Genomic DNA, 14,088 nt, shown 5'->3' on the forward strand with positions numbered 1-14,088 from the left:
TCCACATTATTATCCACAATAATTTTATTTGTAAAATCGCGGTTTTATGATACATTACACCAATTTTGAAAATGCTTGAATTAGGAAAATGAAGTTATGGCTGATGCATTATGGCTTAAGTGCGTTGACGAATTAAAATATCAAGTACCTGATAATATTTTTACCATGTGGATTCGCCCATTATCCGCCTCGATGCATGACAATACGATGGTTGTCAATGTACCTAATCAGTACTTTGCCAGCTATGTTGAAAAAAATCATTTAAGTCAAATTCAAACGATTTTACACCAGCTTGAGCCAACTCTACCGATTCATGTGCAGATTCAAATTGATAAGGGTAACGCAATCACTGACGCTGTTAGTATACAAGAGCTTGGTGAGCAAAAAGTGACGCTGGTAAAAAATGAGCAGCAACGTTCTTTTCAGTACATCGATCCGCACTTCACGTTTGACCAATTTGTAACCGCAAAATCCAATCAAATCGCTTATAGTATTTGCCGAGAGACTGCTAACAATTTGGGACAATCTAAAAATAATCCGCTATTTATTTATGGCGCGACAGGTTTGGGAAAAACCCATTTGATGCAAGCAATTGCCCATGAGATTTTAAAGCAAGGCAAAAGTTTTTATTACTTCACGTCCGATAAATTTGTTAACCAGCTGGTGAATTCATTAAGAAAGCAAAAAATCGATGAGTTCAAAGATAAAATAAAAAAAGCCGATTTATTGATTATTGATGATATTCATGTGATTGCGGGCAAGCAAAAAAGTAGCGAGCAGTTTTTGCTATTGCTTAATGATTTTATGAGCAAAAATAAACAGGTGATTTTGGCATCAGATAAACACCCGAGCGCACTGACTGACTTTGATGAACGTTTAAAGTCACGTTTGGCTTGGGGGGTAGCAGTAGCGCTAGAGCCGCCAGAGCTAGAAACCCGGATTCAAATTTTGCAAAAAAAATCCAAAGCGCAGGAAGTAATTTTGCCAAAAGAATGTGCCATTTTTATCGCCCAGCATATCATTGCCAATGTGCGAGAGTTGGAAGGGGCGCTCAACAAAGTTTTAGCCATTTCCCGTCTGCTCAATCAACCTATCCATTTAGAACTGGTACAAATGGCGTTAAAAGATTTGATTGCCATTCGTGTACAAGCGGTCAGTATGGATAATATTCGTAAAGTCGTTGCTGAGTTTTATGATATATCGGTCAAAGACCTGATGGGTAAAAAGCGTTTACGTCATATCGCTCGCCCGCGTCAGGTGGCTATGAGTTTAGCCCGTGAACTAACCAATAACAGCTTTACAGAAATTGGGCAATCATTTGGTGGTCGCGACCATACCACGGTCATGCACGCCTGTGAGAAAGTACAAGAACTTTGTGTCAGCGATCTGATGTTTGACAAGGATTATCGCTCATTAAAATTAATGTTACAGACTTAGTATTTTGTTAACTCGATTAAAAAGATTTTTACTCAATTACCCCGTATAATAAGTTTTAATTTTTCCATTTGTTATAACCATTCATTTTGATTTGAGGCGGTGCCATGCAATTAGTAATCTCTCGCGATTTGTTACTACAAGCGATTAATTTAATTTCAAAAGCCGCTGACAAACGCCATAACATGGTGATTTTGGGTAATATGAAATTGGCGTTAACCGACTCTCAATTGGTGATGGTAGCGTCAGATTTAGAGCTTGAATTACAAGCTACCCTCAATTTGCCAGCATCGGCGTGCAAACAACCAGGTGAAATCACCGTTCCTGCCAACAAATTCAAAGATATCGTAAAATTATTGCCCGACGGTTTACCCGTGTCTATCAGTGTAGGTGACGACAATCAGTGTCTAATTGTGTGCGGTAGTAGTCGTTTTAAACTCAGTACTTTACCTGCCCAAGACTTTCCCCTGTTGGGTGAACCAGAACAAGTTACGCCTATTCAATTGGGCCGTGAAGATCTTGTCGATTTGCTGGATAAAACGCATTTTGCGATGGCGGTGCAAGATGTGCGTTATTATCTCACCGGTATGCTGTTTGAAGTCAAAGAGCGGCAATTGGCGACGGTATCAACCGATGGTCACCGCTTGGCATTGGCTCGTACGGTGATAGCGTGTGATGATAGCGTGGCACTGGCTGCAATTTTACCAAGAAAAGCCGTACTTGAATTACAACGTTTGTTAGCAGAGCTTAAACGCATGCTACCTAATCAAGATAATAAAATCACCCTCAATGTCGGTCGTGAATTTTTACAAGTTTTACTCCCTTTTGGGGAAGTCGATAATACAGGTCAGCTAAAAAATGCCATCATGGTGGCTTTTACCGCCCGTTTGATTGATGGTAAGTTTCCCGATTATCGCCGCGTCATGCCGTCATTGACCAACAAAATTGCCCGTATCAGCCAAGAGCAGCTGGCGAATGTGCTTCGCCGCGTGGCTATTTTAAGTAACGAGAAATCGCGTGGCGTGATTTTTGATTTTTCAGGCGATAACAATTTGATGGTACGTGCTAGCAATGCTGAGCAAGATGAAGCCAGTGAGCAGCTTGAGGTTAAGTATCAAGGCGAGCCATTAGAGATATCATTCAATGTGGCTTATTTGCTAGATGTGCTCAATGTACTGCAAGGCGAAATTGACTTTAATATGAGCCAAGCCAATGCTTCGGTATTGGTACAACAAGTCAATGACAGCAAACATGAGTTTGTGGTTATGCCAATGCGTATTTAGTCAGCGGGCATATTTTTTTCAATCCAGTGATGAGTAGTCAAGTAGATAAATCATGCAAATTATTGAATTAACTATTCATCATTTTCGCAATCTTCACACGATTGAATTACAACCCAGCAGTTGTAATGTGTTCTTGGGTCAAAATGGCAGCGGAAAAACGTCGCTATTAGAAAGCATCTATTTGTTATCGCGCGGCAAAAGTTTTCGCCATCATCAACCGAGGCATTATATTGAGCATGGTTATAGCGATACGACGGTTTTTGCTAAGCTCAATCATGAGCAAACGGTCGCTATTGCCAAATCCCAAGACGCTACCACGCAATTGCGAATTAATGGTCAGTCTCTTGTCACCCAAAGCCCACTTGCGCAGCTGCTACCCACCCTATTGCTCGAGCCTGTGAGCCTTGCACAGTTAGAGGATGGTAGTCAAGCAAGGCGTGAAATGCTAGATTGGTTAGGGTTTCACGTGGAACAATCATTTCACCCCAATTGGCTGTCTTATCAGCGTCTATTAAAACAACGCAATAGCTTATTAAAGCAAAATGTTGGCAACGTCTCATTAACTAGCCTGCAACAGCAAGAACTGTCAGCTTGGGATTACCAGCTAAGCCAACATGCAGAAAAAATTCACCAAGCAAGGGCTCACATCATTGAACAATGGCAGCCCCATTTTTTGGCGCAAGTGCAAAAATTTTTACCCCAGTATGCCGAAAAATTACGATTGCGTTATACACCGGGGTTTGATACTGAAGCTGGCTTAGCCATTACCTTAGCCAATCGTTTAGCGTCTGACATCGAGCTTGGCTATACGCGTATGGGATGTCATCGGGCTGATATCAATGTCGTGCTAGATTTAGTACATACCGATGCAGCAGGGCATAAACACAAGCAGACATTGCTTGCCACCGATATGCTGTCACGGGGTGAAAAAAAATTATTGGTCATGGCGCTTCGCTTATCGCAGTTACCGTTACTCAATCAGGTTGATAAAGTACCTTTGGTATTGGTGGACGATATCACAGCGGAATTGGATAGTGACGCACTTATGTTGTTATTAACTGGCTTAAAACAAGTTAATTCACAGCTGTTTATCACTAGTCTCACCCAAGATATCGTCGAAACTATTCAGAATATTTGGCAGAATAATATAAAACTGTTTCACGTGGAACAGGGAAGCGTTAGACAATTACCGCTTGAAGCACAAGCTATTCGAAATGACCTATAAAAACCAATAACATTTTTAGGTGACTAAGGTTAGATGATTAAGTATTTTTTCAAACTCATGTAACTTAAACTCCCTCTTTTTTAGCTCAGCTAAATCACTATTTTACCTCTTGCAAGCAGGGATATTCAGTGACTTTTCCCCTAAAATTTGCTACAATAAACCCTTTATTTTTCCCCAAAAAACTAAGAAAAAAATCAACGATTTTGACCATAAAATCGAGTATGTTCTGACGTTTTTGCCATGCAAAACTTATGGAGTCATCATGACTGATACATCTGCGAATGTAGCCGATCAGACACAACAATCTATTACCCAATCAAGTCATCAAGAAAATAAAGCCTATGGTTCTGACAGTATCCGCGTACTTCGTGGCTTAGAAGCCGTCCGTGTACGCCCTGGTATGTACATTGGCGATACCGACGATGGCACAGGTTTGCATCATATGGTGTTTGAAGTGGTGGATAACGCCATTGATGAAGCCTTGGCGGGTCACTGTGATCAAATTGACATCATCATCCACGAAGATGAATCGGTTAGCGTCAAAGACAATGGACGCGGTATTCCTGTCGATATTCATCCAGAAGAAGGGGTGTCAGCTGCGCAGGTTATCATGACGGTCCTGCATGCGGGCGGTAAATTTGACGACAACAGTTATAAAGTCTCAGGTGGTTTGCACGGTGTTGGTGTGTCAGTGGTTAATGCGTTATCAAAAAAACTGGTGCTGGATATTTGGCGTGATGGTTATCACTATAGCCAAACGTATGCCGATGGTGAGCCCGTAGCGCCTATCGAACAGCTTGAAGCCACCCAGCAAACAGGCACACAAGTGCGCTTTTATCCAAGCGATGATATTTTTACAGGCACGATTTTTGATTTTGAAATTCTCGCCAAGCGCTTACGCGAATTGTCGTTTTTAAACTCGGGTGTACGCATTGTATTGACGGATGAGCGCGATGACAAACGCCATGAGTTTGAACACGTTGGCGGTCTATCTGAGTTCGTTCATTACATCAATGCGGGCAAAACTGGGCTAAATGAGGTGTTTCATTTTACCAGTGAAGAAAATGACGGTATCAGTGTCGAAGTGGCATTGCAATGGACAGATAGCTACAACGAAAAAGTATTATGCTTTACCAATAATATCCCGCAAAAAGATGGTGGCAGCCATCTTTCTGGTTTTCGTTCGGCATTAACACGCTGCCTAAATAGCTATATGGATAGCGAAAACTTGATGAAAAAAGAAAAAGTTGCGGTAACAGGTGACGATGCGCGGGAAGGTTTAACCGCGATTATTTCTGTCAAAGTACCTGACCCAAAATTCTCAAGCCAAACCAAAGACAAACTGGTATCGAGTGAAGTCAAACCCGCGGTTGAATCAGCCATGCACGATAAGTTTAGCGCTTACTTGCTTGAAAATCCCAATGCTGCCAAAGGGATTGCTGGTAAAATCATCGATGCCGCCCGTGCGCGGGAAGCTGCGCGTAAAGCTCGTGAAATGACTCGCCGTAAAACTACCCTTGATATCGCAGGTCTGCCAGGCAAACTTGCCGACTGCCAAGAAAAAGACCCTGCGATGTCAGAGCTGTACATTGTGGAAGGGGACTCGGCAGGCGGTTCTGCCAAACAAGGGCGTAACCGTAAGATGCAGGCGATTTTACCGCTGAAAGGTAAAATTCTAAATGTAGAACGTGCGCGTTTTGATAAGATGCTATCGTCGCAGGAAGTGGGTACCTTAATTACCGCATTGGGTACAGGCATCGGACCTGATGAGTACAATCCCGACAAATTACGCTATCACAAAATTATCATCATGACTGATGCGGACGTGGATGGTTCACATATTCGCACCTTGCTTCTGACGTTCTTTTTCCGTCAAACCCCAGAGCTATTAGAACGTGGTCATATTTATATTGCGCAGCCACCGCTGTATAAAGTGAAAAAAGGTCGCCAAGAATTGTATGTCAAAGATGATGAAGCGTTAAAGGCCTATTTATTGTCATCAACCATTGACGATACCCAGTTGCATTTGAGTGAAGGTACGCCTGCGGTAACCGGGCAAGCGCTAGAAACCTTGCTCAATGATTATAACCAAACTCAGACCATCAAAAACCGTTTGCAAATCAAATATCCAAGCGCCGTATTGGATGCGTTGGCAATCACCAGCAAACTTAGCATGCCAATGATTGAAGATGAAACGCAAATGCGAAATTGGGTAGAAGCATTAGCGCAGAATCTAGCCGTGACGGCAGACGGATTACACCCACAAATTGAATTAGAGCCCTTTAGCAAACAAGAAGGCGATCATCAAAAAACCTATTATCTACCGCGCGTGACGATTTTTATCCATCAGTTGCCACACGCGTACTTATTAGATACCGCATTTATTGGTTCAGGTGAGTATAGCCGTTTGCATCGCTTGACCAGCCAGTGGAAAGATATGTTGTCAGATACCGCCTATATCGCTAAAGGTGATAAAAAACTGCCGATCAAAGACATGGGTTATCTATGGCAATTTATTATGAGTGATGCGCGCCGTGGGTTAGCGATTCAGCGTTATAAAGGGTTGGGCGAGATGAACGCTGATCAATTGTGGGAAACCACGATGGATCCAGAAAACCGCCATATGCTAAAAGTCACCATTGAAGATGCGATTGCTGCTGACCATTTATTTTCGTGTCTGATGGGGGATGATGTAGAGCCGCGTCGTGCCTTTATTGAAGAGAATGCGTTAACGGTGACCAACTTAGATATTTAACCCAATATTAGAGTCGTGTTTTAATACTTTAATACAATGGAAACCACCTTATGTCGTAATAAGGTGGTTTTATTTCAGCTAGAATTTTTAGAAGAGATATCACATGATTGCTTTATTACTGCTAGCGATAGCCTTATCGATGGATGCCTTTGCTGTAGCGATTGGACTCGGTGCCAAACACCGCCAAGATACGACCAAAATTGCGGTCATGGCAGGCGTATATTTTGGCGTCTTTCAAGGTTTGATGCCTTTGATTGGTTATCTCGGTGGACGTTCAATCCTAGGATTTATCGCCAATTGGGCGCCTTGGATCGCGTGCATTATTTTGGTGGGGCTTGGTGGAAAAATGCTGTATGAAGCCTTATCTGGCGATGATGAAGATGCCACATCACAAGACTCCACCCCGCACAATATTGCTTTAGATATCGCCAATGATGCCAATGTTGTCATCACGCATAAAACCATGACTACTTTAGCGATTGCAACCAGTATTGATGCAATGGCAGCCGGATTTACCTTAAACTTAATCCCAGTCAATCCTTATGTATCCTGTGCAGTAATTGCCGTGGTAACAGGCATTTTTAGCTTTATTGGCGTATTTATGGGCAAGCAATCAGGCACGTGGCTAGAGAGTAAGGCTGAAATTTTTGGTGGGCTAGTGTTAATCGGTATTGGCATCAAAATGGTAATTTAATAGGCTAGCTTTCTTGCCTCAGATTTTAACAGTTCAAATAAAAAAGACTTTCAAATTGATGAAAGTCTTTTTTTTATGTTAAGCTAACTTAATCGAAAGATTAACGCTTAATACGATACCATGCATCACGTGCTGCTAGGCGAGCTTGGTCCCAAGTCAAACGTGAATTACCTTTGAATTTTTCCCAATCATTGCGTAAGTCATTTTCAACACTTTCAAAATCATTAGCAGTATTAAAATGATGACGTGCACGGTAACCATAATCATACGCTGAGCGATAGTCAGTATCGTAATCGTAGCCTTGACTATAGTAAGTCGTCGTATTGTAGTTATTGCGCCAGTAGGTATCTTCTTCTGTATTACCTTCAAGCGTATTTGCTACGGCATTACCCGTGGCTGCACCTGCTACAGCACCAATGGCACCGCCAACTAATGAACCTACTGGACCACCTACCGCACCAATTGCAGCGCCTGTAGCAGCACCAGCTACCATACCTGTACCACTGGCAACAGGGTTAGCTTCTTTACGTTGTTCACCGGCTTCAGTTGGGTTGACTGCTTCACCGACTTCATGACCTGCTGCACCACCTGCTACAGCGCCAATCGCGCCACCCACTAAGGTACCAACAGGGCCCGCTACTGAACCAACGGCTGCACCGGCTGCTGCACCGCCTAGTGCCCCAGAACCACTGGCAACTGGATGAGGTTTTTCGTAAGCATCTTCAGCAGTAGTAGGGTTGACTGCTTCACCGACTTCATGACCTGCCGCGCTACCTGCCACGGCGCCAATCGCACCACCAATCAATGTACCAACGGGACCCGCTACTGAACCAACGGCTGCACCAGCTGCGGCACCACCTAATGCGCCTGTACCAGTAGCAACAGGATGACCCTTTTCTTCACCTTCTGCATAGCCATCCACTGTACGAAGACGTGGTGAATATTCTTGACCAGAAATACGAGCATCTGTTCTATCCCAACCATCACGAATCGCTTCTTTAGCATCCTGCCATGCAAGACGTGAACTACCTTTTACTTCATGCCAACTACGTTCAAGATCAGATTCTACACTGTCAAACGTGGTGCCAGCTGGGTATTTTGCGCGGTTTGCATAGCCGACTGCATAAGCTGGTTGATAGTCAGTGGTATAATCATAACCATCTCTATAGTAGGTTGTTTGTGTATAGGTATCGTTCCAATAAGTATCTTCAATAGTTGGATCAATCGCTTCACCTGCGGCGTGACCTGCAGCACCACCCGCGATGGCACCAATTGCGCCGCCGATTAACATACCCAATGGACCACCAATGGCACCGATAGCTGCACCTGCAGCCGCACCACCCATACCGCCTACTGCAGTACCGATTGGATGTGAACCTGGTTCACCAGTGATAGGGTCGCGATTTAAGTCTGAATTATTGATATTATCTACCATGATTGTATCCTCATTTGAAGTTTTTTTATCCAAGCCATACTAGTGTTTAAAAAATTTTTAATATGGCTGTTATTTTTATTGTTGAAAAACGATTAAACGTGATATTAAATTAAAATGCATAAATTAAAATCAATTTTTTCGTAAAACCGTTTTAAGTTATTACCCTTCCATAATAATAAATTTTTGCGTTTGATATGTAGCAGTATCAGCAATCTTTTCGTAGAGTTTGGTAAACTCAAAGCCTATTAGATTATGTTTGTGTAACAAAGATAAGCAATTGGTGAAAAGGATACAAAAAAACGCAATTAAAGACTGTTTATGATAGAAATTTTTTAGGGAAAATTTTTACTTAAAACATTCATGTAGCCATTTTTCACCCTATAAAAATCAGCAAATAAAGCCGTTAATTGGTACAATACCCATAAATTTTTGAAACCTGTTAGCATCGGTTCAACTAAGCTATTTATCCAAATTTAAAGAGGCTCGTATGTCAACATCCAACAACTCAATCAAACAAGACCGTATTTTGGTATTGGATTATGGTTCACAGTACAGTCAACTGATTGCACGCCGCGTGCGTGAAGCAGGGGTGTTCTGTGAAATGTACCCATACGATATCGACGCACAGCGCATTCATGAATTTGGTGCAAAAGGGGTTATTTTATCGGGCGGTCCAGAGAGCGTGTATGCAGAAAACAGCCCAAAAATTAATGACGCCGTATTTGATATCAATGTGCCTGTACTAGGCATTTGCTATGGTATGCAGGCGATGGCAGATCGGTTTGGTGGCAAAATTGAAGCCAGTAGTCACCAAGAGTTTGGCGCTGCTATCATTGAAAAAACCGCTCAAGATAGCTTCTTTAAAGACATTGAAGATGAGCCCAACAAATTACACGTTTGGATGAGTCATGGCGATAAAGTTGTTGAGTTACCTGCAGGCTTTGAAGTGACTGCGATAACCCCAAGCTGTCCAATTGCTGCCATGGCAAATGAAAGCAAGCATTATTATGGTGTGCAGTTTCATCCAGAAGTGACCCATACGCTGCAAGGTGAGGCATTGATTAGCCGATTTGTACACCAAATCTGTGGCTGTGCCAATGCATGGACACCGGATAACATCATTGAGATGCGTGTGGCGCAGTTAAAAGAACAAATTGCCGATGAGCAAGTGTTGTTGGGACTTTCGGGCGGCGTAGATAGCTCAGTAGTAGCCGCACTGCTTCACAAAGCGATTGGCGAGCAGCTAACCTGTGTGTTTGTTGATAATGGTTTGTTACGGCTACATGAAGGCGACCAAGTGATGCAAATCTTTGCTGAAAACATGGGCGTTAAAGTCATTCGCGTGGATGCTGAAGAACGTTTTTTGACCGCATTAGCCGGTGTTAGCGATCCAGAGGCCAAGCGTAAAATCATTGGCAAAACCTTTATCGATGTGTTTGCAGATACCGCACGTGAACTGTCGGGTGAGGGCAAAGGCATTCAATTCTTGGCACAAGGCACCATTTATCCCGATGTCATTGAATCGGCAAAAAGTCACCAAGGCAAAGCGCATGTCATCAAGTCGCACCACAATGTCGGTGGCTTGCCAGACGATTTGCAGTTCAAACTCGTTGAACCCTTACGTGACTTGTTTAAAGATGAAGTGCGTAAGCTCGGTGTGACATTAGGGCTACCTGCAAAAATGATTTATCGTCATCCCTTCCCAGGTCCAGGTCTAGGCGTGCGTATCTTGGGTGAAGTGAAAAAAGAATATGCCGACATTTTGCGTCAAGCCGATGCCATCTTTATGCAAGAGTTGGAAAAATCTGGGTGGTATGATAAAACCGCACAAGCATTCGCGGTATTCCAACCGGTAAAATCAGTGGGCGTGGTCGGTGATGGTCGCCGCTATGCGTGGGTGATTGCATTACGGGCGGTTGAAACCATCGACTTTATGACAGCACGTTTTGCCCATTTACCGTATGATTTGATTGAAACCGTGTCTAATCGCATCATGAATGAAATCAAAGAAGTCTCACGTGTGACCTACGATATCTCAAGTAAGCCACCAGCGACCATTGAATGGGAATAAAGCGACTAAAAAAGCTAATAAAAAAGGCGATTGATTATCGCCTTTTTTATGGGTTTAAACCACGACCGGTAACGTTATCGAGTATTGCTTTGACGTATCGCCAAAATAATCATTACCAATAAAATGCTAAAAAACCCCAAGGATAATTCTGGGATACTAAAGCCTAAAAACGTCCAGTCAATCACCGCACACTCGCCAGAACCTTTAAATACTTCTTTCAACACTTGGGCAATCGGCAACGTATCCATCCAATAGTCTAACCCAGGACCACATGAGGGGACTTGGTCAGGTGGCAGGTGTTGAATCCATACATGGCGAATCGCCACAGCAATTGACCACAAAATGCCGAGCAGCGCGCCACCCATCAACAAAATCTTTGCCCAAACTTGTTTTGGATTGAGCAAAAAGGCGATAAATGCAAAAATCCCCATCACAATCAAACCCACTCGCTGAAAGATACACAGCGGACACGGGTCTAATTTTACCACCCCTTGCAAATAAAAATAGGCGAAACTCATGCCAATAATGCTGGCTAACGTCAATAGTCCTGCCAGTCCCCGATAACTTAACAAGCTGTGGGTCAATGAAGCATTACGCATAAAAAAACCATCAAACAATTTAGTGAAAAAGAATAAGCCAAACAATAGCGCTTAGAATTTTAGAAATTTAACCCTACAGAATAATCAGCCCAACAATACCTGATTACTAGCACTTGCTAACTAGCGAAATTGACTCACATAGGCATAAAAATCTTGTGTGTCATTGTGCTCGATATCGGCTTGCTCACGCACAGAGTCTTTGGCAAGCTGCTCAAAGTAAGTCATTTGTTCAGGGACTAATCCTTGATGTCTTAAGCGATTGGCATGCATTTGCGCCAGTGACTTACCAAACTGCCAGCTACTATCAAAGCGTTCGGTATCAGCTAATACTTGCGCTGATAGGGTATTGTCGGGATTTTGCGCTTTTGCCATCATCGCTTGCCACGCGTTGCGGTAATCATTGCTACCATAAGTGACATCCATGAGTTCTGATAGCTTACGCATACCTAGCAGATGCTGTACTAGCCAGTCTTTAAATGCGACTTGCCCCGCCATTGTATCAATCGTTAAGTTTGGCTCGCGCCCTTGATTGACAATTTTTTCTTGGTTTTGAGCAAGTAGGGCATCTTCCTCGGGCAATAAGTCAGGACTATCTAGCAATAGGCAGTACAAGGCTAAAATTTCCATAAAACAGGCGGTATTTAAGCTGATACCGATTTCGCTGTACGGATCTAAGTCAATCGCTCGGAGTTCCACATAAGCGATACCGCGCTTGGCTAAGGCATCACTGGGGTTTTCGCCGGGTTGGGTGATTTGTTTGGGGCGAATCGGGCTGTAGTACTCGTTTTCAATCTGTAAAATATGGTCATTGATTTGAATGGGATAGCCATTGTCATCATCGAGTCCCAACGCGGTAAAATTAGGATGCGGCGTGTGGATGGCATTACGCAAACCTGCGACATATTCATCAAGACTGTTATAGCGGATATCTAAATCGTCTTGTACGCTATTTTGGTAACCCAGTTTGCCCATACGCAGAGAGGTAGCATTAGGTAAATAGTAAGTTGATGCGTTCATTGGCTTTAGCGGATGTTCGCGACCCTTTAAAAAACACGCGCACACGGCAGGACTTGCACCCACCAAATACAGCACCATACCACTTAGACGCTTGAAGTTACGAATCAGACCCAAATATTTTTCATTTTTAAATTCAGTTAATGACTGGGTATCACCTAACTGCTGTTGCCAAGCGGTGAATAAATTATCACCAAATGATAAATTATAATGTAGTCCAGCAATGGTCTGCATACGGCGACCATAGCGGATGCCTAGACCGTGACGATATAGGGTTTTTAATCTACCTGAGTTTGAGGTGCCATAGTCGGCCAGCAAAATATCTTCATCGCCCGAAATCATACAAGGCATCGACATCGACCAAAACAGCTCATCATCGGTCAAAGCATTTTGTACCACAATATGCAAATCACGCAGCATATCAAGCGCTTCTTTCACCGTGGGTTTTGGCTCAGTAATTAGCTCTAACAAGCTTTCGGCGTAGTCAGTAGTGATAAAAGGGTGAGTGAGTTTTGAGCCAAGCTTTGCCGGGTGTGGGGTAGTGGCGATATATCCCTCAGGGCTCATACGTAAGCCTTCTTTTTCGATACCCCGTAGAATGCCATGAATATTTTCAGCGGTCAGCCAAGTAGGTAGCTGCAAAGAAGTACAAGTTTGAGGCGCTTGGGTCATAGTTATCCTAGAATTATTTTTAATTGTGTGAAATTATGCCACCAAATTTACACAAACACTATCAAAATATCGTGATGACGAAATTACCAATTGCGATAATCGCCAAACGTAAAAAACCCACAGTAAATACCGTGGGTATGATAAAAACTATCCCATTATTTGATTAAGTGGTAATTTTTACCTGACATCTGTCACTTTTAATGAAAAAGGCATTAAGAGAAATCTAATTCAGTCTCAAACCCTTTTAATTCATGACGCGCCATGGCTAGGTTTGATTTTTGGCGATCAAGCACTAGGTACAAAAATAGGTTTTCGTTACGAACTAGCGGACGGATTAAGTGATATTGTTTATTTAATGTGATTAGGATATCTTCGATATTGTCGTTAAGACCTAATGCTTTAGAAGTTTTACGTTTTGCACGTACCACTTCAGTGTTACCCGCTGCTGCAACTTCAAGGTCGATACCATTACCGGTTGAAGCAAGTGCTAGACCTGATTCGCTGTCAACTAATGCAGCTGCAATGAAACCGTCGATGTTATTGAGTGAGTCTAAAGATAATTTAGCCATGATAAGCTCCTTGGTATTATTAAATTAATAGTAAAGATTGCTTATTAATAATTGCTTAGCTAACAAACTTAAATCATTAAAACATTTAACATTAAGTAATTAACAACAATAAATTAATATGAATCTATATTAGGGTACTTGATGATAACACGGTTAAGTGTCAGCACACTGTTGATGGAAGCATTATTACGGATAAAGGCTAATGACACAAATCAAATCTGATAAACGCTGAAAAAATATAGATGATTTTGTTGAAAGGTAACAAATAAAGGATGAATGAAAATTAAAAGGCTAAACTTAACAGTTACTGGCTATATTTAAGCCATAATTTAAGCTA

Annotated in this window: 9 protein-coding genes and 2 pseudogenes; 6 read left to right on the forward strand and 5 right to left on the reverse strand. The window is 42.5% G+C overall.

Features of this window, described 5'->3' with window-relative positions:
- Nucleotides 1-96: 96 nt before the first annotated feature.
- The 5 genes from dnaA to LAJ61_RS05440 all read left to right on the forward strand — a co-directional run bounded on the left by dnaA (nucleotide 97) and on the right by LAJ61_RS05440 (nucleotide 7,391).
- Entirely contained in the window at nucleotides 97-1,437 is a 1,341-nt protein-coding gene (gene dnaA / locus LAJ61_RS05420) for a chromosomal replication initiator protein DnaA (RefSeq protein WP_224054756.1), read from the forward strand.
- Between the two features lie 104 nt (nucleotides 1,438-1,541).
- On the forward strand, nucleotides 1,542-2,717 hold the full coding sequence (gene dnaN / locus LAJ61_RS05425; protein WP_224054757.1) for a DNA polymerase III subunit beta: 1,176 nt from the start codon (nucleotides 1,542-1,544) through the stop codon (nucleotides 2,715-2,717).
- Nucleotides 2,718-2,769: 52 nt separating this feature from the next.
- Nucleotides 2,770-3,942: a DNA replication/repair protein RecF gene (gene recF / locus LAJ61_RS05430; RefSeq protein WP_224054758.1), complete on the forward strand. Its 1,173-nt coding sequence runs from the start codon at nucleotides 2,770-2,772 to the stop codon at nucleotides 3,940-3,942.
- A gap of 262 nt (nucleotides 3,943-4,204) precedes the next feature.
- Complete coding sequence (gene gyrB, locus LAJ61_RS05435) at nucleotides 4,205-6,697, forward strand: DNA topoisomerase (ATP-hydrolyzing) subunit B (protein WP_224054759.1); 2,493 nt, start codon at nucleotides 4,205-4,207, stop codon at nucleotides 6,695-6,697.
- A gap of 103 nt (nucleotides 6,698-6,800) precedes the next feature.
- Complete coding sequence (locus LAJ61_RS05440) at nucleotides 6,801-7,391, forward strand: manganese efflux pump MntP (protein WP_219334071.1); 591 nt, start codon at nucleotides 6,801-6,803, stop codon at nucleotides 7,389-7,391.
- Between the two features lie 541 nt (nucleotides 7,392-7,932).
- Here the strand turns inward: LAJ61_RS05440 and LAJ61_RS11215 are convergent.
- Together LAJ61_RS11215 and LAJ61_RS11220 are read right to left on the reverse strand one after the other, a co-directional pair.
- Nucleotides 7,933-8,295, reverse strand: a pseudogene (locus tag LAJ61_RS11215) (glycine zipper domain-containing protein); the annotation flags it as partial.
- Between the two features lie 66 nt (nucleotides 8,296-8,361).
- A pseudogene (locus LAJ61_RS11220) lies at nucleotides 8,362-8,826 on the reverse strand (hypothetical protein); the annotation flags it as partial.
- Nucleotides 8,827-9,313: 487 nt separating this feature from the next.
- Here LAJ61_RS11220 and guaA point away from each other — a divergent pair.
- Complete coding sequence (gene guaA, locus LAJ61_RS05450) at nucleotides 9,314-10,897, forward strand: glutamine-hydrolyzing GMP synthase (RefSeq protein ID WP_224054760.1); 1,584 nt, start codon at nucleotides 9,314-9,316, stop codon at nucleotides 10,895-10,897.
- Nucleotides 10,898-10,971: 74 nt separating this feature from the next.
- Here guaA and LAJ61_RS05455 read toward each other — a convergent pair whose 3' ends face one another.
- The 3 genes from LAJ61_RS05455 to LAJ61_RS05465 form a co-directional block, all read right to left on the reverse strand.
- Entirely contained in the window at nucleotides 10,972-11,496 is a 525-nt protein-coding gene (locus tag LAJ61_RS05455; protein ID WP_224054761.1) for a disulfide bond formation protein B, read from the reverse strand.
- 120 nt (nucleotides 11,497-11,616) lie between these two features.
- Nucleotides 11,617-13,182, reverse strand: a complete 1,566-nt coding sequence (gshA, locus tag LAJ61_RS05460) for a glutamate--cysteine ligase (protein WP_224054762.1) — start codon at nucleotides 13,180-13,182, stop codon at nucleotides 11,617-11,619.
- A 212-nt stretch (nucleotides 13,183-13,394) separates the two neighbouring features.
- Entirely contained in the window at nucleotides 13,395-13,751 is a 357-nt protein-coding gene (locus LAJ61_RS05465) for a roadblock/LC7 domain-containing protein (RefSeq protein ID WP_224054763.1), read from the reverse strand.
- Nucleotides 13,752-14,088 lie beyond the last annotated feature (337 nt).

Origin of the sequence: Faucicola osloensis, from assembly GCF_020041925.1 — a bacterium.
GTDB lineage: Bacteria > Pseudomonadota > Gammaproteobacteria > Pseudomonadales > Moraxellaceae > Faucicola > Faucicola osloensis_D.

Excerpts from the sequence above, each read along its gene's own strand:
- dnaA (WP_224054756.1), top strand. The coding sequence starts at position 97 with ATGGCTGATGCATTATGGCTTAAGTGCGTTGACGAATTAAAATATCAA.
- dnaN (WP_224054757.1), top strand. The coding sequence starts at position 1,542 with ATGCAATTAGTAATCTCTCGCGATTTGTTACTACAAGCGATTAATTTA.
- recF (WP_224054758.1), top strand. The coding sequence starts at position 2,770 with ATGCAAATTATTGAATTAACTATTCATCATTTTCGCAATCTTCACACG.
- gyrB (WP_224054759.1), top strand. The coding sequence starts at position 4,205 with ATGACTGATACATCTGCGAATGTAGCCGATCAGACACAACAATCTATT.
- LAJ61_RS05440 (WP_219334071.1), top strand. The coding sequence starts at position 6,801 with ATGATTGCTTTATTACTGCTAGCGATAGCCTTATCGATGGATGCCTTT.
- guaA (WP_224054760.1), top strand. The coding sequence starts at position 9,314 with ATGTCAACATCCAACAACTCAATCAAACAAGACCGTATTTTGGTATTG.
- LAJ61_RS05455 (WP_224054761.1), bottom strand. The coding sequence starts at position 11,496 with ATGCGTAATGCTTCATTGACCCACAGCTTGTTAAGTTATCGGGGACTG.
- gshA (WP_224054762.1), bottom strand. The coding sequence starts at position 13,182 with ATGACCCAAGCGCCTCAAACTTGTACTTCTTTGCAGCTACCTACTTGG.
- LAJ61_RS05465 (WP_224054763.1), bottom strand. The coding sequence starts at position 13,751 with ATGGCTAAATTATCTTTAGACTCACTCAATAACATCGACGGTTTCATT.